We start from the raw sequence: 21,880 nt of genomic DNA, 5'->3' as shown, positions 1-21,880 counted from the left end.
ACGTAAAATTGGCCATCAGCGTCCTATTTTGTGAACGATAACCCCATGCAACAGGATCTCAACGACCTCTATTTCTATGTCCAGGTGGTGGATCACGGGGGCTTTGCCCAGGCCGGCAGGGCCCTCGGCATGCCCAAATCCAGGCTCAGCCGCCGCATCGCCATGCTGGAGGAGCGACTCGGGGTGCGTCTTATCCAGCGTTCCACCCGCAGCTTCACCGTCACCGAACTCGGGCAGGCTTATTACACCCGTTGCCGGGCCATGCTGGTGGAAGCCGATGCGGCGCAGGATCTCATCGCCGCGACCCAGAGCGAGCCTTGCGGTCTGGTGCGCATCGCCTGCCCCATCGATCTGCTGCACGCCCACGTAGGGAGGATGCTGGTCTCTTTCGCCCTGGCCCATCCCAGCGTCAAGGTGCAGCTCGTCGGGGTCAACCGGGCGGTGGATCTGGTCGCGGAGGGGTTGGACATGGCGCTCAGGGTGCGACCACTGCCCCTGGAGGACAGCGATCTCGCCATGCGGGTGCTGGGTTATGCGACCCAGTGTCTGGTGGCAAGCCCGGCCCTTGTCGCGTCACTCGGCCTGCCCCGGGCCCCCGCAGATCTGCTGTCATGGCCGAGCCTCGGTCACGGCGCCAGCCTGGAAGGCCATCACTGGACCCTGCTGGGCCCCGATGGTGCCCGAGTCAAACAGCACCATAGCCCCCGCTTTGCCACTACCGACATGCAGACATTGCGTCAGGGGGCGATCGACGGGCTCGGGGTCGTGCAACTGCCCACCATGATAATGAATGAGCCCCTGGCCGATGGCCGGCTGGTGCGTTTGCTCCCCGACTGGGCCCCGCGCCAGGAGGTGATCCACGCGGTCTTCCCCTCACGCCGCGGTCTGCTGCCTGCCATCCGCGCCCTCATCGATCATCTGGTCGAGGGCTTCTCCCCCCTGGGGCAGGCAAGTGCGCCGCCCCCGCCATGATCTGTGCATGGCCGTTCCCGGGGGTGCCGACATGCAAAAGGCCAGAGCTTGGCTCTGGCCTTTTCATTTTTCCCCTTCTCAGAGGAGGGGAAACGGATACGGGCAGTATCCTCAGAAGGGCATCTTGAAGCCCGGGGGCAGTTGCATGCCGCCGGTCAGCTCGCCCATCTTGGCCTTGTTCTGCTCTTCCACGCGGCGCACGGCGTCATTGACGGCGGCGGCGACCAGATCTTCCAGCATCTCCTTGTCATCTTCCATCAGGCTGGGATCGATCTCGATACGACGCACGCTGTGGCTGCCGGCCATGGTCACCTTGACCATGCCTGCGCCCGCCTCGCCGACCACTTCCATCTGGGCCAGCTGCTCTTGCATCTTCTGCATGCGCTCTTGCATCTGTTGGGCCTGTTTCATCAGGTTACCCATTCCACCTTTACCAAACATAGATCGTCTCTCGTCTTGAAATCCGGCATCCAGCGCCGGGCTGTGGGTTCATCTGCCCTAAGTGGGGGCAGCCAAAAGTCTTTTCAACCGGGGACAAACCCCGGCACGGTTTTTTCACCGCAATTCAGCGACTCAGTGGTTCGATGCTCTCGGGATGGAGCACGGCGCCGAAACGCTGCTGCAAGAATTGTACGTTGGGATCCGCCGCCAGATCCCGGCTCACCTGTTCACGCACCCCGAGATAGAGACGATGCTCTATCTCGAGCGGCGTCTCCCGCGCGGGATCCGAGCCCAGGGTCACATCGATGTGAACCGGGCCGCCCAGCTCGGGACCGATGAGCTCGGCCAGATCGGCGCGGGCCTTGTCGCTCACCAGATGGCGCTGCTCGGGTTTGAGCAGCAGGGAGACCCGATTGCCTTCCCGGGTCATCACCGCGTTGATGGCCAGTTGACGCAGCCGACCACCCACCCCGGTGCGGGCGATGAGCTCGGCCCAGGCGTCCCCGCAATTGACCAACAAGGACGAGGGGATCAGACGGGCGACCTCCCCCTCCTCCTCGGGTTGTTCGTCGCTCTCCAGCGCATCCCAATCGATGGTCTCCATCAACGCAATGGCGGGCTGAGGCTCGCTGGCGACCACTGGAGGCGCGGCAGGCACCATAGCGACAATCGCAGGTGCCGCCGCATCCGCGCTGCCGGCGTCAGCGCCCAGATCCCAGGGCGGCAGATCCTCCTGCGAAGGAGGTGCCATGGTGGCGGGAGCTGGCTGGGCGGAAGTCACTGCCCGCGTGGGCAACGGGGCACTGGCAAACCCCTCGTCAAACCCCTGATTCAGATACTCTTCGTAGTCACTGGCCCCCTCTTCATAGGCATCCAGAGGGGGCAGGTCGTCATACCCCGTTTGCATGGCAGATCCCTGCCCCGGCATCTCGGGCCGCGCCGCTGGTTGCACCTCGGCCTGGGGCGAAGTCGCGACGGCAGGCATCGGGGCCGGTTTGGTCGCGGCCACCGGTTTGACGGGAGTGACCCGGGCAGGCGCGGCGTTTGCACTCTGCTCGCCACGCAGGCGGCTTCGCAGCAAATTGCGCTTGCCAAGCAGGCTCTGCATGCTGGAGGTCGAAGAGATGGCGACGTCTTCCCCTTGAACATCAACCTGCTGCGTCTGCCCGGCGTCATCCGCCGCCAACGGCCCAGAGGCAGGCTCTGCAGGCGGACTGGCAGGCACCACGGCCTCGTAACCCATCCGTTCGGCCTCACGCAGCAGCTCATCCTGCTCGGCAAAGAGCGGATCCAGCACTGCGCCCTCCTCCGCCTTGGGTGAGGGGGCGACGTGCTCGGCCTCAAGGACCGATGCTGGCGCGGCGGGAGCCTGTGGTGCTGCACTGGCAGCCGGGGCCGGCTCAGCCCCCTGGGGCTTTCCCGGCAGGAGCGGCGCGCTTTCCCTCGCAGCCGCCATCACGCCGGAGTGCCCTGTCATGAGAGGTTGGGCCGCCAGGTTGGCGGGATGGACCACCTCGCGCCGGGGAGAGAAGGCCAGCATCCGCAGACAGGTCATTTCCAGTGCGGTGCGCCCGTCAGGGGCCCAGGGCAGATCCTTGCGCCCCCCCAGCACGATTTGATAGCAGAGCTGCACCTCTTCCGGGCTCATGGCTCCGGCAAGCTGCAGCAAGGCATCGGCATCCGCCCCCTGCTCCTGCACGCTCGCAGGCAGCAGTTGCGCCATGGCCACCCGGTGGAGCAAGGCTTCCAGCTCGGCATGGAGCTGATCAAAGTCGGGGCCCAGGGTCGCTATCTCGGTGATCTTGGCCATGGTGGCGGGTGCATCCTGGCGCAGCACTGCCTCCAGCAACTGGTGCAGGTGGTGATGATCGAGGGTCCCCAGCATGGTGAGCACGCTCTCCAGGCGCACGCTGCCGTTGCCGTGGGCCAGCGCCTGATCGGTGAGGCTCAGGGCATCGCGCATGCTGCCGTCAGCCGCCTTGGCCAGGGCCAGCAGGGCGCGAGGCTCGAAGGGTTGTCCCTCCTGATCCAGCACCCATTCGAGCTGCCTGGCGATCTGGGTCTGATCCAGACTCTTCAGATGAAACTGCAGGCAGCGCGAGAGGATGGTGATGGGGAGCTTCTGCGGATCCGTGGTGGCCAGCAGGAATTTCACATAGGGGGGCGGCTCTTCCAGGGTTTTGAGCAGCGCATTGAAGCTGTGGCGCGACAGCATGTGCACTTCATCGATGAGGTACACCTTGAAACGACCACGGGCCGGACGGTACTGCACGTTGTCGAGCAGTTCGCGGGTGTCTTCCACCTTGGTGCGGGACGCCGCATCGATTTCCAGCAGATCGACGAAATTGCCCTGATCGATCTCGCGGCAGGTATCGCACACACCGCACGGATGGCTGCTGATCCCCTGCTCGCAGTTGAGACTCTTGGCCAGAATGCGGGCGATGGTGGTCTTGCCCACCCCGCGGGTCCCGCTCAGCAGGTAGGCATGGTGAAGCCGTCCCTGATCCAGGGCATTGGTCAGGGCAGTCAGCACATGTTGCTGGCCGACCACTTGTTCAAACGTATGGGGGCGCCATTTGCGCGCCAAAACCTGATAGCTCATAGATCTCGATGCTGGGAAACGAGGCATTGAGGCTGGATGCTAACACAAATGGAAGGCTGGCTGTATGGGGGATGCGCCGCCTTGGGAGGGATCGCTTGAATTTCAAACCGGTGCCCGTTCAGGCACCGGTTTGCGGCAGAAAGCAGGGTGACGAGGCCTGCCGCGCGAAGGGGCGATTTACGCCCCCGCGAGTTCCACCAGAGAGACAACCTTGACGCCGGCGGCGGTCAGGCGGGCATCACCGCCCAGGGACGGCAGGGAGATGATGAAGGCGGCATCCGCTACCTCACCGCCGGCGCGGCGGATGAGCTTGACGGTGGCATCGACGGTGCCGCCGGTGGCCAGCAGATCGTCCACCACCAGCACCTTGTCACCGGGCACGATGGCATCGGTGTGCAGTTGCAGGGTGTCGGTGCCGTACTCCAGGGCGTAGGACTCCTCGATGACGGCGCGGGGCAGCTTGCCCGGCTTGCGCACCGGCACGAACCCCAGCCCCATGGCGTAGGCAACCGGGGCGCCGAAGATGAAGCCACGGGCCTCGGTGCCGACAATCTTGGTGATGCCTTGATCACGGTAATGATCGGCCAGCAGATCGATGGTGGCCTTGAAGGCCTCGGCATTCTCGATCAGGCTGGTGATGTCGCGAAACAGAATGCCCGGCTTCGGATAGTCGGGAATGGTCTTGATGCTCGCTTCGATAAACTTCAGGGTTTCCGGATTCATTATTTGACCGCTTATTTTTTGAGCCCTGCCATGGCGGCGCACGGGGTCTCCGCCTGGGGGCAATAAAAAGGCCCGTCACGCAAAAATGACGAGCCAACTCCATAGCATTATTGCCGCGATAGCTTAGGGATTTCACTTCTTCATTGCAACCGGCTCCAGCACCGGCAGACGCATCAACCAGGTGAGCAGGATCACCATTATGACAACCAGCAGCCACCTCACCCAGGGCAACGGCACCACCAGCAGCGATACCGAGAACGAGATCAGGATGAAGATGATGGCGCGGCATCTGGCGTGGCGGCGAATGCCGCGATACTGCTGCCAGTCGAGGATGGGGGGGCCAAACCAGGGATGCGCCAGCAACCAGCCATGAAAGCGGGGGGAGGAGCGCGCAAACAGCGCCGCCGCCAGCAACATGAAGGGGGTTGTCGGCAGCAGGGGCAGGACTATCCCGACTATCCCGGTGGCGAAGGCAAGCCAGCCCAGGGCCATCAGACACCAGCGTTTCATGGGTACTCCTCTAGTGTTTCTCTGCCTTTAGCCTAACAGAGTTGGCCCGGAAGCTGACAGCCTGGCCCAGTCTGCGGCCGTCGATGGGGGCCATCGAGTGGGCAGACGGCTGACAATCCCGGCCATTGCCACTACAATCTGCGCTCTTTTTTCTCCCCTTGTCTTCGGAAGCAGCTATGCGCGTTATTTTGGCCCCCATGCAGGGGGTGCTGGATCACCTGATGCGGGAGGTCCTCACCTCCGTCAATGATTACGACCTCTGCGTCAGTGAATTCATCCGGGTGGTCGATCAACTGCTGCCCGCCAAGGTCTTCCATCGCCTCTGCCCCGAGCTCAGACAGGATGGCAAGACCCGTGCGGGGACCCCGGTACGGGTGCAACTGCTGGGACAGCATCCGGAATGGCTCGCCGAAAACGCAGTGCGCGCCATCGAGCTCGGCTCTCCCGGGGTCGATCTCAACTTCGGCTGCCCTGCCCCCACGGTCAACAAGAGCAAGGGGGGCGCCGTGCTGCTCAAGGAACCCGAGACCGTCTATCGCATCGTCAAGGCGGTGCGGGAGGCCGTGCCTGCCCACCTGCCGGTGAGCGCCAAGATCCGCCTGGGATACGATGACAAGGATCTCTATCTGGACAACGCCCAGGCCGTCTATCAGGGGGGCGCCAACGAGCTGGCGGTGCATGCCCGCACCAAGCGCGAAGGCTACAAGGCGCCGGCACACTGGGAGTACGTGGACGCCATCCGCCGCGCCCTGCCCATCCCCGTCACCGCCAACGGCGAGATCTGGAACCATGCCGATGCCCTGATCTGTGCCCGGGTGTCCGGTTGCGATGCCCTCATGGTTGGCCGGGGCGCCATCTCCCTGCCCAACCTGGCCAACGTGATGAAGACGGGGTGTGCCCACATGAGCTGGGCCGAGGTACTGCAATTGATGGTGACCTACACCGAGCAGGATCTGGCGAGCGACAAGGCCGACTACTACCCGAGCCGCATCAAGCAGTGGTTCTCCTACATAGTGCGGGAATACCCCCAGGCCGACGAGCTGTTTCGCCGCATCCGCACCATCAAGACCGCAGAGGAGATCCGCTCCGCCCTCGAGCGCGAGTGCGCCTCACAGGCCTAGACTTGGCCGCCACCCCGCAGCGCCCTATGATGAAGGCTCATTGACAGGAGGTCAGGATGCAAGGAGTGCCGGTCAACTTTACCCATCAGCACGACAGGGCCGATTTTCGCGCCCTGCCGGGGCAGCCTGCGACCGAGCTCTATCGCGCCCACATCCAGCACCACATCTTCGATCCCCATAGTCACGAGGGGTTTTGCCTCGGTGTCATCGAGTGCGGTGCCGAGCGCTTTCGCTATCGCGGCAGCCAGCTCCTGGCCGGTCCCGGCAGCCTGGTGCTGATGAACCCCGATGAGCTGCACACGGGCGAGTCAGCCTGCGAGCAAGGGTGGCGCTATCGCATGCTCTACCTGCCCGCCGATCGGCTCGAGGCCATCAGCGGCGAGCGCGACTGGTATTTCACCGATGCCGTGCGAAGCGATCCGCGCACTGCCCCCGTCCTGCAGGCGGCCCTGGATGCCCTCTGGCACTGTGACAGCGAGCTCGCCGCCGACGGCCTGCTGCTAAGGGTGTGCGAGACCCTACGCCCCCATGCCCGGGCCCTGGCGGCCCCGCGCGAAGCGGCCCACCCTCTGGGCCGCGCCATCGACTATATGCAGGCCTGTTTCGCCCGCCCCATTACCCTGGCCGAGCTGGCCGGTTCGGTGAACCTCAGCCCCTACCACTTCCAGCGCAGCTTCAAGGCCCGCTTTCACGTCACCCCCCAGCAGATGCTGATGGCCATCCGTCTGCAGCGCGCCAAGGGGTGGCTGGCTGCCGGCCTGCCCGCGGCCGAGGTGGCCGCCGCCTGTGGTCTGGCCGATCAGTCCCACCTCAACCGTGCCTTCCTGCGCCGCTATGGCACCACCCCGGTCCGCTACCAGAAACAGGTGCAGGCTGGCCGCTAAAGCGCAATCTGGTTCAATACGCCCTCCTTCCCCCCTGCTAGGCTGGCCTCCTTCTTCTTTACCGGATATGAAACATGTTGATCGGAGTCCTGTTTGCCCTGCTGGCCGGCCTGATGTGGGGGCTCATCTTCGTCGCCCCCCTCTTAGTGGACGGCTATCCCCCCGCCCTGCTCGCGAGCGGCCGCTACCTCGCCTTCGGCCTCATCGTACTGCCGCTCGCCTGGCAGGCCCGCAAACACTTGGCGGCCCTCTCGGCCAGCGACTGGCGAGAGGCCCTCGCCCTCACTCTGGTGGGGAACCTCCTCTACTACTTCTGCCTGTCGGGGGCCATCTTGCGCATCGGCTCGCCCCTGGCGGCCATGTTTATCGGCACCCTGCCGGTGGTGACGGCCCTGGCCGCCAACCGCCTCTATGGCGCACGGGACGGTCGCCTCTCCCGCACCCGGCTCTACCCGTCCCTGGTGCTGATGGGGGCCGGCCTCTGTCTGGTCAACAGCGCCGAGCTCACCTGGCACACCGAGGCGCGCACCGAACAACTGCTTGGGCTCGCCCTGGCGGTGGGCGCCGTGCTGTGCTGGACCTGGTATCCCCTGCGCAACGCCCGCTGGCTGCGCGAGCACCCGGGCCGCAGTCCGGCCGTCTGGGCCACCGCCCAGGGGCTGGTGACCCTGCCGGTGGCGCTCATTGCCTATCTCGGCAGCCTCGGCCATCTTGCCCTGAGCGCACCGGACTTTCCCCTGCCCTTCGGGCCGACGCCCCTGCGCTTCGTGCTGCTGATGGGGGCAGTGGGGCTCCTCTGCTCCTGGCTCGGCACCCTGTGCTGGAACGAAGCGAGCCAGCGCCTGCCGACCGTGCTGGTCGGGCCGCTCATCGTGTTCGAGACTCTGGCGGGGCTCTTTTACGCCTTTATGCTGCGCGGGATCATGCCCCCCATGAGTACCCTGGTGGGTGTCGTCTGTCTGGTGGCGGGAGTGCTCTACGTCATCACCGGCAAGCCGCAGCACCTGCCGGAAAAACCCGTCAAAGCACGGTTAACTTGATTCATGTCATCTTGATAAACCGCGGGTTTCCCTATACTGGCCGAGTTTTATCACTCGTTTTTGGGGGCTGCTGTGTGTGAAGTGACGCAAGCCCGGTTGGCCGAATGGCATCAGCGCCTTCTGACCGACTGGGCGCAAACAAGAGAGGAGCTGATCCGTCAGCTCAAGGCCTGTCGACAAGATGACTGGGCACAGAAGGTGGAGCGCTGCGAGCGGGATCAACTGGTTGATCTGACCAGCCGTCTCGATCTGCCCGGGGTGGAACACAGCGTGGCACGCCTCAAGCGGCTCGACGCGGCGCTCTGCCAGATGGATCTGGGGCTCTATGGCTTCTGCTCCGATTGTGAGGAGCCGCTGCTCCCTGAACAGCTGGAACAGGATCCGACCCTGCAACGCTGCCCGCGCTGCGAGGCCCGCTACCGCAAGGGATTCCACGCTCACGAACTCTGATGGGGGCACCCTTTGTGCCCGCCATTTTCCTCCTCCACCCCTTCTCGCTTCCCATCATGACCAACCCCCTGGTGCGACGATCCCGGCAACCCCTGGGGGCGGCCGCACAGGCATGAAAAAGGGGAGTCATGGACTCCCCTTCTCGTACTGCGTACTCGTCACTGGGCCAGCAGGTGGCCTACCAGCTCATGACGCCACCCTTGCAGCAGCATGGGCTTGTCCGCCCTGGCCCGCTCCTCGGCACTCATGCGCCAGCTCCAGGTGAAGTACTGGTGGATGATCTTCTTGCTCGCCACCAGCTCCGGCGGAATGTTGCTGGCCTTGGCCTTCTCCTCCACCATGGCCTTGATGCGCTTGAGCTCGGCCTTGTACTGGGGGAAGTCCACCAGACGGCGGATGGGATCGGGCCAGCTCGCAGGGTCGCTCTGCTGGGCGGCGGCGACGATGTCCAGCATCCGCTTGCCGTGGATCTTGATCTCGATGGGCGAGAGGCCCAGCTCGTTGAGATCCCGAAGGGAAGCGGGACGACGCTCCGCCACCTTGAACAGGTGCAGCTCTTTGACCACGAAGTTGAGGGCGAGATCCCGGCGTACCGCTTCCTGCTGGCGCCAGGCGGCCAGCTCGCGCAGGATGGCCAGCTCACGGCGACCCAGTTGCCAGGCGTTGACTATCTCTAGGTAGGCCTGACGGGGATCGCTGCCCTGGGTCTTGCGGGCGGAGTGGTTCTGGCACTCCTGTTCGAACCAGGGGAACTTGCCGCTCTCGCGCAGTCTGGCCATCACCTTCTCGTAGAGGGGCATGAGGTAGAAGACATCCGCCGCGGCATATTCCAGCTGACGAGGGGTAAGGGGGCGCGCCAGCCAGTCGGTACGGGCCTGATCCTTCTCAAGCTCAACCCCGAGGAATTCGTTGACCAGGGCGCCAAACCCCACCGACACGCCATGGCCCAGGAAGGCTGCCGCCAGCTGGGTATCGTGCATCTGGTTGGGCAGGTGACCCGCCTGATGTTGGATGAGCTCCAGATCCTCACCGGAGGCGTGCAGGATGGCAATCTGTCCGGCCCGACCGAGGCGCTGCCACAAACCGGAGAGATCCAGGGTCAGGGGATCGAGCAGGGCAAGCTGCTTGCCATCGTAGATCTGGAACAGACCGAGCTGGGGATAGTAGGTACGGGTGCGAACGAATTCGGTATCGATGGCCAGGGGAACGTCGGCCAGAGAAGCGAGATACTGATCCAGTTCGGCTTGCTGTGAAATGAGTTGATATTGCATCGTTGCCTGCACGTTGGTCGGATCCAGAAAGAAAAAACCGTGGATGTCCCACGGTTTTGCATAACGACAGCGCTGGACTGCAAAGCAGTGCATGCCGGTTACTGCTTGGCAATCTCCTCGTCGCGCAGTACGCGGCGCAGGATCTTGCCCACGTTGGTCTTGGGAAGTTCGTCGCGAAATTCTACCAGTTTCGGCACCTTATAGGCAGTCAGATGTTTGCGGCAGTGGGCAATTATCTCCTCTTCCGCCAGCTTTGCATCTTTCTTGACCACGAAGATCTTCACCTGTTCGCCGGACACCGGATTGGGTACGCCGACGGCGGCCACCTCCAGCACCTTGGGATGCAGGGCCACCACGTCTTCTATCTCGTTCGGGTAGACGTTGAAGCCGGAGACCAGGATCATGTCCTTCTTGCGATCGACGATCTTGAAGAAACCCTGCTCGTCGCATACCGCGATGTCGCCGGTGCAGAGCCAGCCATCCTGCATCACCTCGGCGGTCGCCTCCGGGCGCTGCCAGTAGCCGGTCATCACCTGAGGACCGCGCACCTGCATCTCGCCGGGGGCACCCCGTTCGGTGACCTGGTTACCCTCGTCATCCACCAGACGGATCTCGGTGGAGCAGACCGGCAGACCGATGGAGCCGTTGTAATCCACCAGATCATAGGGGCAGACGCTCACCAGGGGCGAGCACTCGGTCAGGCCATAGCCCTCCAGCAGCGGGGTGCCGGTCAGCCCCTTCCACTGCTCGGCCACCGCCCGTTGCACCGCCATGCCGCCACCGATGGTGAGCTTGAGCTTGGCAAAATCCATGCCCTTGAACTCGTCGTTGTTGACCAGGGCGTTGAACAGGGTGTTCACCCCGGTGATGCAGGTGAAAGGATACTTCTTGATCTCTTTGACAAAACCCGGGATGTCGCGGGGGTTGCTGATGAGCAGGTTGTAGCCCCCCAGACGCATGAACAGCAGGCAGTTTACCGTCAGGGCGAAGACGTGATAGAGCGGCAGCGCCGTGACCACGAACTCCTTGCCGCGCTCCAGCACGGGGCCATAGACACCGAGGCACTGCTCAACGTTGGCGATCATGTTGCGATGAGTCAGCATGGCCCCCTTGGAGAGGCCGGTGGTCCCGCCGGTGTATTGCAGGAAGGCGATGTCCTGGTTGCTGATCTCGGGTTTGATGTACTGCAGGTAGCGCCCCTTGGCGAGGGCCTGGCGCATGGTGCTGGCATGGGGCAGGTTGTACTTGGGCACCAGCTTCTTGACGTATTTGACCACGAAGTTGACCAGGGTCCCCTTGGCCAGCCCCAGGTTGTCACCCATCCGGGTCAGGATCACGTGCTTGACCGGAGTGTCATACACCACTTTTTCCAGGGTGTGGGCAAAGTTGGAGACGATGACGATGGCCTTGGCGCCGGAGTCTTTCAACTGATGCTCCAGCTCGCGCGGGGTATAGAGGGGGTTGACGTTCACCACCGTCATGCCGGCCCGCAGGATGCCGAATACCGCGATGGGGTATTGCAGCAGGTTCGGCATCATCACGGCCACCCTGTCCCCCTTGCCGAGCTTCAGCTCGTTTTGCAGGTAGGCGGCGAAGGCTCGGGACTGCTCCTCCAGCCGGCGGTAGGTAATGGTCTGCCCCATGTTGACGAAGGCGGGTTGATCGGCGAACTGGTTCACCGACTCTTCAAACATCTCGACCAGAGAGCCGTATTGGTCTGGATTGATCTCGGCGGGCACCCCTTCTGGATAACGCTTCAGCCAGACTCTTTCCACGAACTTCTCCTGCATAACTCGCACCTGTGCGCTCACTGTGTTGCCTCCGTCCCTGTCACATCCATTTCAATCAGTTGTTTTAAGTTCATGCTCTAATGCCGCACATATTTACATAAGGCAACATCAATTAACAGTGAATTAACAACGGGAAATGTGAAGGAGAAAGCAAACCTGACATGATTCAAAGCCGCTGATCCTACCGGATTTGAGCGAAGTTTTCGATATAAACGGCGGTTTCTGATGAATTTTCCATATGAAAATGATGGCCTCCTGCCACTGTCACCCGTTCAATGTGGCCAAAGGCCGCCTCCCGCAACTGCCACTGTGCCAGGAGCCCGGGGAAGCCCTGCTCTCCCCGGATAAAGAGCACCGGACAGGCGATGGCCCGGATCAGGGCCTGGGCCTGCCCCTCGCTCATGCGAAGGGGCGAGAGATCGCGAAGACGGGGATCACTGCGCCAATACCAGCGCCCTGCCCGCGCCTCCAGCTGCCGCTCGCAGATAAGGCGTGCCGCACTCGGGGGGATGTCCGCCACCTTGCAGCGGGCAGCCACGGCCTCTTCGAGGGTGGCAAATCCACTGGTTGCACGCTCACGGGTACGAGTGCGGTTGAGGATGGCGCGACGCAGATGCCCCGGTACCTCCTCGTCAGGCTGGCTCAAGGGGCCGAGCCCCTCCAGCAGAATGAGCCGCTCGATTTGCTCGGGAAAAACGCCGGCATAGGCAGAGGCAATCAGCGCCCCCAGGGAGTGACCAAGCAGGATGAAACGCTGCCAGCCCGCGGCCTGGGTGATCTGGTAGAGATCATCCAGCCAGTCCACGAAGACATAGGGGGTCGACTTGTGATCGGAGTGACCATGGCCCGGCAGATCGACGCAGACCAGATGAAACGCCCACAGCCAGGGGGCCAGAGGCAAAAAGCTGGCGCCGTTGTCGAGCCAGCCATGGAGGGCCACCAGCAGCGGTCTGTCCTCCTGACCATTGTCCAGCAGGGCGATGTGCCGCCCGTCCGCCAGGCGCAGCCTGCGCTCCTGCAATGTCGCCGTCATCCGGGCTCCTCAGCGGCGCAGGGGCCGTCTGGGCCAGAAGGGATCATAGAAAGGATCGTAAAAGTAGGGATCCATGTAGCGGATCTCCACCTCCTTCACCGGTGGCCACAGCTTGCTCCCCGTCACCTTGAGTACCGAGAAGCGATACTTGTGCTCGCCAATCTGGCTGTCCACCGGCTTGTCGAGGGTGCCGAGCACCGTCAGGCTGCGACCCTTGGCATAGAGGGTCGGGTCGACAAACCCCTGCATGATGGCGAGAAAACGACCGGGGCTCTGCTCGGTCTGCTCCGGCACCCCGTTGGACTTGAGGGGCAGATAGACCACCTCGATGACACTCTGATCCGCCTTGTTGTGGACCGCCGAGATGACACCGCTCCAGCGGGCCGGCTTGCCTTCCATCCCCTGCAGAGCGGGTTGATAGGCCACCAGCTGATCCGCAGGCTCATAGGCAAGCTCTTTGGGCACCGTGCTGCAACCGCCCAGCAGCAGCCCCACCAATCCCAGCATGATCACGGATTTTCTCATTCGTCTCTCCTTCATCGTCCGACAAAGCAGCCCGGGGCAGCTGTTGCCGCCTATTCGCGACCCGGCAGTTTCTTCCAGGTCACCTTGTCACGCAGATAGACAGGGGTGGCTTGCTCAACCGGCACCGCCTCACCCGCAAACCAGGCCTGGCGTGCCAGAGGCAGCATGTCGGCGGCCGCCGGGAAACGCACCTGGCTTGGCATCAGCACATCTGCCAGGCCGCCCAGAGTCTCGCCATAGGTTTCAAAACCGGTGCCAACGCAGCTCACCGCGCCAGTCAGCTTGTCACGGGCCTGCACCAGTGCGGCTGGCTCGCTCACCACCTCCTCGCCCACCAGCGTCATCACTCCGTCCACCAGGGCGTAGTGGCCAAAATAGACCTCGTCCATGCGCGCATCGATGGCGGCAAGCACCTGCTCGGCCCCTTCCAGCTTATGGGCCCCCTGGGCCATGGCCGCCAGGGTGGAGACACCGATCATCGGCACGCCGGCACCAAAGGCGAGCCCCTGGGCCACGCTGATCCCGATCCGTACCCCGGTGAAGGAGCCAGGCCCACGACCGAAGGCGATGGCGTCGAGCTCATCCAACGATAGACCGGCTTCATCCAACAGAGCCTGAACCATGGGCAGGATCTTGCGGGTATGGTCACGGGGCGCCTCTTCCCAGCGGGAGTAGAGGGTATCGCCCACCAAGAGGGCTGCGGAGCAGGCTTCGGTGGCGGTATCCACGGCCAGGATCTTCAACTCATCCATTCTTTTTATTCTCTTCACATCAGTCAGTTAAATCGTCAGCATGGCCAAGGCCTGCCGTCATGCATGGCCGGGGGCAATCAGCCCCGGCGCGGCGGACTCACTCCCGTGGTCCGAAAAATTCGCCCAGGGTCGCCAGCTCCCGGGTCCGTGGAATGGCAGGCAGGCTCTTGATGAAGGTGGCGCCATAGGGCTTGTTGACCACCCGGGGATCACAAATAACCAGTACACCGTGATCACTGCGATCACGGATGAGCCGCCCCACCCCCTGCTTGAGGGCAATCACCGCCTTGGGCAACTGCAGCTCGGCAAAGGGATCCCCCCCCTTGAGCTTGCAATCCTCCACCCGTGCCTTGAGCTGGGGATCGTCCGGGCTCGCAAAGGGCAGCTTGTCGATGATAACACAGGACAATGCCGCCCCCCGCACGTCTATCCCCTCCCAGAAACTGCTGGTGGCCACCAGCACGGCCCGACCGTTTTCCACGAAGGTCTTGAGCAGCCGCTGCTTGTTGTCTTCCCCTTGCAGCAGGACGGTACGGCCGATTTCCCGGCGCAGCACCTCGGCCACCTGGCGCATCACCTGATGGCTGGTGCAGAGGAAAAAACACCCCCCTGGCGTCTTGTTGATGAGGGGGATCATCAGGGTCGCCAGCTGCTCCCCGCGCCCGAAGGCATTGGGCTCTGGCAGGAAACGGGGTACGCACAGGCGCGCCTGCTCGGCGTAATCGAACGGACTGTCGAGAATGAGTTCGGCGCTGCCGGCCAGCCCCATCTCGGCGACGAAGTGGGCGAAGCGATTGTCCACCGTCAAGGTGGCCGAGGTGAAGACCCAGGCCACCTCGGGGCGCTGCACCTCGGCACCGAAGCGCTCGGCGACCGACAGCGGCGTCAGATTGAGGGTAAAGTGCAGACGCGAACAGTCATACCAGTAGGAGAAACCGGTCTGGTTGACCGCCAGCACCTCCCCAAGGCGAGTACGCAGCTCGCTGATGCGCTCGAAACAGTGATCCAGCTGCTCCCCTCGCCCGAGCGCCAGTTTCAGCACTTCATAACAGAGCCCGATGGCATCATTGAGGCGGGCCAGCGCCTGGGCCCAGAGGGATTGTCTCAGCAGATCCCGGGTGTTGCCGCGCCCCCCCTCCACGCCGAAGGCAAGGCGCAGATCCTGACTGGCAATGGCGAGCCTGTCCGCCGCCTTGCCAAGCTGGGCCATGTCATGAGCCTCTGCCCGGTAGGCGAGCTGGATATCCTGCGCCAAATCCTGGATGGTGCGGCTGCCCACGGACTTGCCGAAGTAGTGGCTGGCGATCTCGGGCAGCTGGTGCGCCTCGTCGAAGACATAGACCTGCGCCTCGGGCACCAGCTCGCCAAAGCCGGTGTCTTTGACCGCCATGTCGGCGAAAAAGAGGTGGTGGTTGATCACCACTACCTGGGCGTCCATGGCACGGCGCCGGGCGATGACCAGGTGACAATCATCGTAATAGGGGCAGTCGCGACCCAGGCAGTTGTCGTTGGTGCTGGTGACGTGGGCAAGGATCTCGGCGTTCTCCTGTAGCCCCGGGATATCCCCCACATCGCCGTTGTCGGTGGCGGTCGACCAGGATTTGACCTTCACGAGATCGCTCAGGATCTCGGGCTTTTGCAGATGGGATTCACTCAACAGCCGGTTCATCCGCTCGATGCAGAGGTAATTGCTGCGCCCCTTGAGCAGTGCCACCGGCGGGGTGTAGTGAAGCGCCCCCGTGATGGTGGGCAGATCCCGATAGAAGAGCTGCTCCTGCAGATTCTTGGACCCGGTGCTGAGCACCACTCGCTTGCCGGATTCCAGTGCAGGCACCAGATAGGCATAGGTTTTGCCAGTGCCCGTTCCAGCCTCCACCAGCAAGCGGCCACCTTGCTTGATGGCACGGGACACCGCCTCGGCCATCTCCAGTTGCGGGGCACGGGCCTTGAAGCCGTCGATATGGCGGGCCAGGGGGCCGTCTGGCTTGAACAGGGTCTGGATGATGGTCAAAGGCATGTCCCGCTGCAAAAGCGGGCATTATGCCAAAAGCGCGGAAAAAGCGGGACTGATAATGCGTTCAGACGAAGAGATCAATCCGGTGGTCCGGATCCGGTTTGTGATCATCATCCTGCACCGCTGGTTGACCAGGCTTTGGCGGCTGCTCTCTCTGCTGGTGATGCTGACCACCGCCACCATTGTCGGTGCCTATCTTGCGCAGCTGATGTTTCTGGCTGATCTGGGTCACCTCCCGCTTGATGTCATCCGGGCTCGGTGTCGAGGGTGCGCGGGGCAGGATGGGAAATAACAGGTCCTGGCTGGGCATGATGTCGCCTCCTTTGGCATCTCATTGTCTAGTTATCGACCAGAAAACCGTTTTCTCAACTTTAATCGTCCTGATCACATTTTTCGGTTGCATTTTCTGTCAAGGCAGGTAGTTTAAATCGGGCGTCAACAACGGCATCTGATTTGTAAAGGATTGATTACATCATGAAGTTCACCAACCTGAAGACTCATCATCACCATCATCATCCCGAATAGTCTTTCAGGAGGTTGACTGCTGGAAGACACTTAACTGGTGACTTCCAAAAGGAACGCAAGATTCATGAACCCTCGGAAGCACATACTTCCGAGGGTTTTTTCGTTTTTGACTAGAAGGAAATCGAGCAATGGAAACACAACGTCTGCGCATCGCCATGCAAAAATCCGGTCGTCTGAGCCAGGATTCCCAGGCCCTCTTCAAGAGCTGCGGCCTCAAGATCAACCTGCGGGAACAACGCCTCATCGCCCATGTCGAGAACATGCCCATCGACATTCTGCGAGTGCGTGATGACGACATCCCGGGTCTGGTGATGGAAGGGGTGGTCGATCTTGGCATCATCGGCGAGAACGTTCTCGAAGAGGTGCAGCTCATCCGCGCAGCCCAGGGGCAGCCCTTTGCGGTGAAGACCCTCAAGCAGCTCGACTTCGGCGGCTGCCGCCTCTCTCTGGCGGTGCCGGACGATGTCAACTACACAGGACCCGAGAGCCTGGCCGGCAAACGCATCGCCACCTCCTACCCCGGTCTGCTCAAGCGCTTCTTCGACGAGAAGGGCCTGGGCTTCAAGAGCGTGATGCTGGGCGGCTCGGTGGAAGTGGCCCCCCGCGCGGGTCTGGCCGATGCCATCTGCGATCTGGTCTCCACCGGCGCAACCCTGGAAGCCAACGGCCTGAAAGAGGTCGAGGTGATCTACCGCTCCAAGGCCGTCCTGGTGCAGGCCCCCAACCCCCTGAACGATGCCAAGCAGAAACTCATCGACAAGCTGCTGCCCCGCATCCAGGGGATGCAGCAGGCGCGCGAAAGCAAATACATCATGCTGCACGCCCCCAAAGATAAGCTCGATGCCATCACGGATCTGCTGCCGGGGGCGGAGCGTCCCACCATCATGCAGCTCGCCGGTGACACCAACCAGGTGGCCCTGCACGTCGTCTCCAGCGAAACCCTGTTCTGGGAGACCATGGAACAGCTCAAGGCCCTGGGTGCCAGCTCCATCCTGGTGCTGCCCATTGAAAAGATGATGGAATAAGCCGAGAGAGATGGAATAAGGAAGACACATCATGCAGACCCTGATCTGGAAGACCCTCTCCCCCGCCCGGCAAGCCGAAGTCCTGACCCGGCCCGCCCTTGGCGACGAAGCCGACATCGGTACCGTGGTGCGAGACATCATTGCCGCAGTACGCAGCCGGGGCGATGAGGCCCTGCGCGAGCTGAGCCAGCGTTTCGAACGCGCGCCCCGCGAACAGCTTCGGGTGAGCGACGCGGAAGTGGATGCCGCCTGCGCTCGACTCGGTGATGACATCAAGGGTGCCATCGAGGCCGCCATCACCAATATCCGAACCTTCCACGCCGCCCAGGTGCAGCCCGTCGTGCGAGTCGAGACCCAGCCCGGGGTGCTGTGCGAGCTGCGCACCCAACCCATCAGCCGGGTCGGTCTCTATGTCCCGGGAGGCAGCGCGCCGCTCCCCTCCACCGTGATGATGCTGGCCATTCCGGCAAGCCTGGCCGGTTGCCGTGAGGTGGTGCTCTGCACCCCGTCTCCGGCGAGCGACGAGATCCTGTTTGCCGCCCGCGCCTGTGGTGTTCGCCAGGTGTTCGCCATCGGCGGTGCCCAGGCCATCGCGGCCATGGCCTATGGCACGCAAACCATCCCCAAGGTCGACAAGATCTTCGGCCCGGGCAACGCCTATGTGACCGAAGCCAAGGGCCAGGTTTCCCGTGACTGGCGGGGCGCCGCCATCGACATGCCAGCCGGCCCCTCCGAGGTACTGGTGATCGCAGACGAGAGCGCCAACCCGGCCTTCGTAGCATCGGACCTGCTCTCCCAGGCCGAGCACGGCCCCGACAGCCAGGTGGTGCTGGTCACCACCTCCGCTCCCCTGGCCGATGCCATCGGCAGCGAGCTCCAGGCGCAACTCACCGACCTCAGCCGCCGCGACATCGCCGAGCAAGCCCTGAAGGCAAGCCTGGTGATCCTCTGCGACAACCTGGAGGAGGCCTGCGCCATCTCCAACGCCTATGCACCGGAACACCTCATCGTGCAGACCCGGGCACCCCGGGATCTGCTGGACAAGCTCGAGAACGCGGGCTCCATCTTCCTCGGGGCATGGACACCGGAGTCGGTCGGTGATTACGCCAGCGGCACCAACCACACCCTGCCCACCTACGGCTATGCCCGCACCTGCTCGAGCCTGGGGCTTGCTGACTATCAGCGCCGCTACACGGTTCAAGAGCTCACTGCAGACGGCATTCGCGGCCTTGGCCCCATCGTCCAGCGCATCGCCCAGGCCGAGGGGCTCGATGCCCACAAGCATGCCGTCACCCTCAGGTTGAACGCCCTGGCCGCCGAGCCCCAACAAACAGCACAGCAGAAGGATTTGTCATGAGCATCGTCAATCTGGCCCGTCGCGTTGTACGGGCTCTCACTCCCTACCAGTCCGCGCGCCGCATCGGCGGCCAGGGCCACGTCTGGCTCAATGCCAACGAGGCCCCCCTGGCCTATCCCTTCACCGTCGAGGGGAGTCGCCTCAACCGCTATCCCGAGTGCCAGCCGGCCGAGGTGGTGAATGGCTATGCCGCCTACGCCGGGGTCAATCCGGATCAGGTGCTGGTAAGCCGCGGTGCCGACGAGGCCATCGAGCTCTTGATCCGCACCTTCTGCGAGGCGGGGGAAGATCAGATCCTCATCTGCCCCCCCACCTACGGCATGTACGCCATCAGCGCCGAGACCTGTGGCGTGGGGATTGTCGAGCAGCCATTGACCGCCAGCCGTCAGCCGGACTGGCCCGCCATCGCCGATCGCCTCTCTGACGTGAAGCTGGTGTTCCTCTGCTCCCCCAACAATCCCACCGGGGATCTGGTGGGCCGCAAGGGACTCGTCGCCCTGCTGGAGAAGGCCCGGGACCGCGCCATCATCGTCGTGGACGAGGCCTACATCGAGTTCTGCCCGGAGGCCTCTGTGGTGGACCTGCTCGCCCAATACCCGAACCTGGTGGTGACCCGTACCCTCTCCAAGGCCTTTGCCCTGGCGGGGATCCGCTGCGGCTTTACTTTGGGGGATCCCGAGGTGATTGCCATGCTGGCCAAGGTGATCGCGCCCTACCCCATTCCCGACCCCATCGCCCAGATTGCCGCCCAGGCGCTCTCTCCCATGGGGCTGGAACTGATGCAGGAGCGGGTGCTGGAACTCAACAAGCAAAAGGCGCTCATCAAGGCGGAGCTGCTTCGTCTGTCCTGCGTCAAGGAAGTGTTCGAGGACAAGGGCAACTTCGTGCTGGTGCGCTTCAAAGATGGCGCCGCCGTGTTCGCCGCCATGAAGGCCGCCGGCATCATCTTGCGTGATTTCTCCAGCAAGCCTGGCCTTGACAACAGCATCCGCATCACCATCGGCTATCAGGGCGAAATGGACGCCGTGCTCGCCGTGCTGCGTGACCTGCCCCCACCCTCTCTGTAAGACAAGCAAGGATGTAGCGATGAAAACCCCGTTTTTGTTTATCGACCGTGACGGCACCCTGATCGAGGAGCCGGTCACCGACAAGCAGGTGGACAGCCTTGCGAAGCTGCGCTTCGAGCCCATGGTGATACCTGTGCTGCGTGAGCTCCAGGCCGCCGGCTACGTGCTGGTGATGGTGACCAACCAGGATGGGCTCGGCACCGCCAGCCTGCCCCTTGAACACTTCCAGCCGCCCCACGACCTGATGATGCACCTCTTCGAATCCCAGGGTGTCACCTGGGAGCAAGTGCTGATCTGCCCCCACTTCCCCACCGACGGTTGCAGCTGCCGCAAGCCTCACCTTGGGCTGGTGAAGGAGTATCTCGCCTCGGGCCGCATCGACTTTGCCCACTCCTTCGTGATTGGCGACAGACAGACCGACATCCAGCTTGCCGAGAACATGGGCATCCGCGGCATCCGCTACCACCCGCAAGATCACGGCTGGACTGCCATTCGTGATCAGCTGCTCTCCAAGGGGCGCGTGGCCGAGGTGGAGCGCTACACCAAGGAGACCCGCATCCAGGTGGCGGTGGATCTCGACAAGAGCGGTGGCAACCAGATCGCCACCGGCATCGGCTTCTTCGATCACATGCTGGATCAGATAGCGACCCACGCGGGCTTTCGCCTCAAGCTCAAAGTGAGCGGCGATCTTCACATCGACGATCACCACACGGTGGAAGATGTGGGATTGGCGCTGGGTCAAGCCCTGCGCCAGGCCCTTGGCAACAAGCGCGGCATCGGCCGCTTCGGCTTCGTGCTGGCGATGGACGAGGTGCAGGCGGTGATCGACGGGCGTCCCCGCCAGGAGGCTGACAACACCTCGCTGACCGAGCTGGACGTGGCCACGGCGCTGGATCTGAGCGGCCGTCCCTACTTCGTGTTCGACTGCCCGAGCGGCTTTGGTCGCGACAGCGTGGGAGAGATGGCCACCGAGATGGTGCCCCACTTCTTCCGCTCCCTCTCTGACGCCATGGCCATCACCTTGCAGATGAAGGTGGGCAGCGGCAACACCCACCACCAGGTGGAAGCGCTGTTCAAAGGCTTTGGCCGCGCCCTGCGCCAGGCCATTCGCGTGGAAGGGAGCGAGCTTCCCTCCAGCAAGGGGGTGCTGTGATGGGGAAACAGAACCTGGTCATCATCGACACCGGCTGCGCCAACCTCGCCTCGGTGCGCATGGCGTTCGAGCGCCTCGGCGTGCAACCCAGGGTGAGCTGCAAGGCCACCGACATCGAACAGGCGGACAAGCTGATCCTGCCCGGCGTCGGCACCGCCATCGCCGCCATGAAGAACCTCAATGAGCGGGAACTGGTGCCCCTCATTCGCGCCGCCAAGCAGCCGTTGCTCGGTTTTTGCCTCGGCATGCAGATGCTGGCACAGGCCTCGGAAGAGAACATGAGCGCCGATGGCAGCGAAGGAGCGCTCATCGACTGCCTCGGCATCGTGCCTGGCAGGATCCGCCTGATGGAGGTGGGCAACCTGCGCCTGCCCCACATGGGCTGGAACCAGATTGCACACGACGAGACCCACCCGCTACTCAAAGGCATTCCCAGCGGCAGCTACTTCTACTTTGTCCACTCCTATGCGCTGGAGGTGACCGACGCGACCCTGGCGACCTGCGACTACGGCCTGCCCTTTACCGCCATCGTCGGGCGGGACAACTTCTTTGGCGCCCAATTCCACCCGGAGCGATCCGGCCCGGCCGGTGCCCGCCTACTGCAAAACTTTCTGGAGCTATGACA

Annotated in this window: 21 protein-coding genes and 1 other annotated feature; of the genes, 10 read left to right on the top strand and 11 right to left on the bottom strand. The window is 63.1% G+C overall.

Annotation, left to right across the window (positions count from 1 at the left end):
* Nucleotides 1-45: 45 nt before the first annotated feature.
* A complete protein-coding gene (locus tag C3F36_RS21885; protein WP_104455918.1) occupies nt 46-972 on the top strand; it encodes a LysR family transcriptional regulator in 927 nt (308 codons plus the stop codon).
* 111 nt (nt 973-1,083) lie between these two features.
* On the opposite strand, the gene C3F36_RS21880 is transcribed toward C3F36_RS21885, so the two are convergent.
* From C3F36_RS21880 to C3F36_RS21865, 4 genes are all read right to left on the bottom strand, one after another.
* Nucleotides 1,084-1,413, bottom strand: a complete 330-nt coding sequence (locus tag C3F36_RS21880) for a YbaB/EbfC family nucleoid-associated protein (protein WP_005301028.1) — start codon at nt 1,411-1,413, stop codon at nt 1,084-1,086.
* A 124-nt stretch (nt 1,414-1,537) separates the two neighbouring features.
* Nucleotides 1,538-4,015, bottom strand: coding sequence for a DNA polymerase III subunit gamma/tau (gene dnaX / locus C3F36_RS21875; protein ID WP_104455917.1), 2,478 nt, complete (start codon nt 4,013-4,015; stop codon nt 1,538-1,540).
* 177 nt (nt 4,016-4,192) lie between these two features.
* Complete coding sequence (gene apt / locus C3F36_RS21870) at nt 4,193-4,738, bottom strand: adenine phosphoribosyltransferase (RefSeq protein ID WP_010674707.1); 546 nt, start codon at nt 4,736-4,738, stop codon at nt 4,193-4,195.
* A 132-nt stretch (nt 4,739-4,870) separates the two neighbouring features.
* On the bottom strand, nt 4,871-5,248 hold the full coding sequence (locus C3F36_RS21865) for a YbaN family protein (RefSeq protein ID WP_010674706.1): 378 nt from the start codon (nt 5,246-5,248) through the stop codon (nt 4,871-4,873).
* A gap of 176 nt (nt 5,249-5,424) precedes the next feature.
* On the opposite strand from C3F36_RS21865, the gene dusC reads away from it, so the two are divergent.
* From dusC to C3F36_RS21845, 4 genes are all read left to right on the top strand, one after another.
* Nucleotides 5,425-6,369, top strand: a complete 945-nt coding sequence (gene dusC, locus C3F36_RS21860; protein WP_041211404.1) for a tRNA dihydrouridine(16) synthase DusC — start codon at nt 5,425-5,427, stop codon at nt 6,367-6,369.
* 56 nt (nt 6,370-6,425) lie between these two features.
* On the top strand, nt 6,426-7,253 hold the full coding sequence (locus tag C3F36_RS21855; RefSeq protein ID WP_104455916.1) for an AraC family transcriptional regulator: 828 nt from the start codon (nt 6,426-6,428) through the stop codon (nt 7,251-7,253).
* Between the two features lie 74 nt (nt 7,254-7,327).
* Entirely contained in the window at nt 7,328-8,293 is a 966-nt protein-coding gene (locus C3F36_RS21850; RefSeq protein ID WP_010674703.1) for a DMT family transporter, read from the top strand.
* Between the two features lie 81 nt (nt 8,294-8,374).
* Nucleotides 8,375-8,743 carry a TraR/DksA family transcriptional regulator gene (locus C3F36_RS21845; protein ID WP_039039175.1) on the top strand — a complete coding sequence of 123 codons (369 nt, stop codon included), beginning with the start codon at nt 8,375-8,377 and terminating at the stop codon, nt 8,741-8,743.
* 158 nt (nt 8,744-8,901) lie between these two features.
* Here the strand turns inward: C3F36_RS21845 and rnd are convergent, their stop codons facing one another.
* The 7 genes from rnd to C3F36_RS21810 all read right to left on the bottom strand — a co-directional run bounded on the left by rnd (nt 8,902) and on the right by C3F36_RS21810 (nt 16,438).
* Nucleotides 8,902-10,014, bottom strand: a complete 1,113-nt coding sequence (gene rnd / locus C3F36_RS21840; protein ID WP_039039174.1) for a ribonuclease D — start codon at nt 10,012-10,014, stop codon at nt 8,902-8,904.
* Nucleotides 10,015-10,112: 98 nt separating this feature from the next.
* Nucleotides 10,113-11,789 carry a long-chain-fatty-acid--CoA ligase FadD gene (gene fadD, locus C3F36_RS21835; protein ID WP_010674700.1) on the bottom strand — a complete coding sequence of 559 codons (1,677 nt, stop codon included), beginning with the start codon at nt 11,787-11,789 and terminating at the stop codon, nt 10,113-10,115.
* A gap of 196 nt (nt 11,790-11,985) precedes the next feature.
* On the bottom strand, nt 11,986-12,837 hold the full coding sequence (locus C3F36_RS21830; RefSeq protein ID WP_104452918.1) for an alpha/beta fold hydrolase: 852 nt from the start codon (nt 12,835-12,837) through the stop codon (nt 11,986-11,988).
* Between the two features lie 9 nt (nt 12,838-12,846).
* Nucleotides 12,847-13,362: a Slp family lipoprotein gene (locus C3F36_RS21825; protein WP_039039136.1), complete on the bottom strand. Its 516-nt coding sequence runs from the start codon at nt 13,360-13,362 to the stop codon at nt 12,847-12,849.
* 50 nt (nt 13,363-13,412) lie between these two features.
* Nucleotides 13,413-14,114: a tRNA (adenosine(37)-N6)-threonylcarbamoyltransferase complex dimerization subunit type 1 TsaB gene (tsaB, locus tag C3F36_RS21820; RefSeq protein ID WP_042017608.1), complete on the bottom strand. Its 702-nt coding sequence runs from the start codon at nt 14,112-14,114 to the stop codon at nt 13,413-13,415.
* A gap of 97 nt (nt 14,115-14,211) precedes the next feature.
* Entirely contained in the window at nt 14,212-16,131 is a 1,920-nt protein-coding gene (locus C3F36_RS21815; protein ID WP_104455915.1) for an ATP-dependent DNA helicase, read from the bottom strand.
* A gap of 61 nt (nt 16,132-16,192) precedes the next feature.
* Nucleotides 16,193-16,438: a hypothetical protein gene (locus tag C3F36_RS21810; protein ID WP_104452916.1), complete on the bottom strand. Its 246-nt coding sequence runs from the start codon at nt 16,436-16,438 to the stop codon at nt 16,193-16,195.
* 190 nt (nt 16,439-16,628) lie between these two features.
* Nucleotides 16,629-16,757, top strand: a sequence feature (His leader region).
* 24 nt (nt 16,758-16,781) lie between these two features.
* Between C3F36_RS21810 and hisG the strand changes: the two genes are divergently transcribed.
* From hisG to hisH, 5 genes are read left to right on the top strand one after another with little or no spacing between them, the layout of a single operon-like run.
* Nucleotides 16,782-17,678 (top strand): ATP phosphoribosyltransferase, encoded by an 897-nt coding sequence (gene hisG / locus C3F36_RS21805; protein ID WP_010674694.1) that lies wholly within the window; start codon nt 16,782-16,784, stop codon nt 17,676-17,678.
* Between the two features lie 31 nt (nt 17,679-17,709).
* The gene (gene hisD, locus C3F36_RS21800; protein ID WP_104452914.1) at nt 17,710-19,035 is read left to right on the top strand and encodes a histidinol dehydrogenase; all 1,326 of its coding nucleotides are present in this window, start codon (nt 17,710-17,712) and stop codon (nt 19,033-19,035) included.
* Nucleotides 19,032-20,102 carry a histidinol-phosphate transaminase gene (gene hisC / locus C3F36_RS21795; protein ID WP_104455914.1) on the top strand — a complete coding sequence of 357 codons (1,071 nt, stop codon included), beginning with the start codon at nt 19,032-19,034 and terminating at the stop codon, nt 20,100-20,102. The genes hisD and hisC overlap by 4 nt, the downstream gene beginning before the upstream one ends.
* A 19-nt stretch (nt 20,103-20,121) precedes the next feature.
* Nucleotides 20,122-21,255 carry a bifunctional histidinol-phosphatase/imidazoleglycerol-phosphate dehydratase HisB gene (hisB, locus tag C3F36_RS21790; protein ID WP_104455913.1) on the top strand — a complete coding sequence of 378 codons (1,134 nt, stop codon included), beginning with the start codon at nt 20,122-20,124 and terminating at the stop codon, nt 21,253-21,255.
* Nucleotides 21,255-21,878 (top strand): imidazole glycerol phosphate synthase subunit HisH, encoded by a 624-nt coding sequence (gene hisH, locus C3F36_RS21785; RefSeq protein ID WP_104455912.1) that lies wholly within the window; start codon nt 21,255-21,257, stop codon nt 21,876-21,878. The genes hisB and hisH overlap by 1 nt, the downstream gene beginning before the upstream one ends.
* Nucleotides 21,879-21,880 lie beyond the last annotated feature (2 nt).

The organism is Aeromonas sp. ASNIH2 (assembly GCF_002934795.1).
In the GTDB taxonomy this organism is placed as follows: domain Bacteria; phylum Pseudomonadota; class Gammaproteobacteria; order Enterobacterales; family Aeromonadaceae; genus Aeromonas; species Aeromonas caviae.
This window is presented reverse-complemented; position numbering and strand designations above follow the sequence as displayed.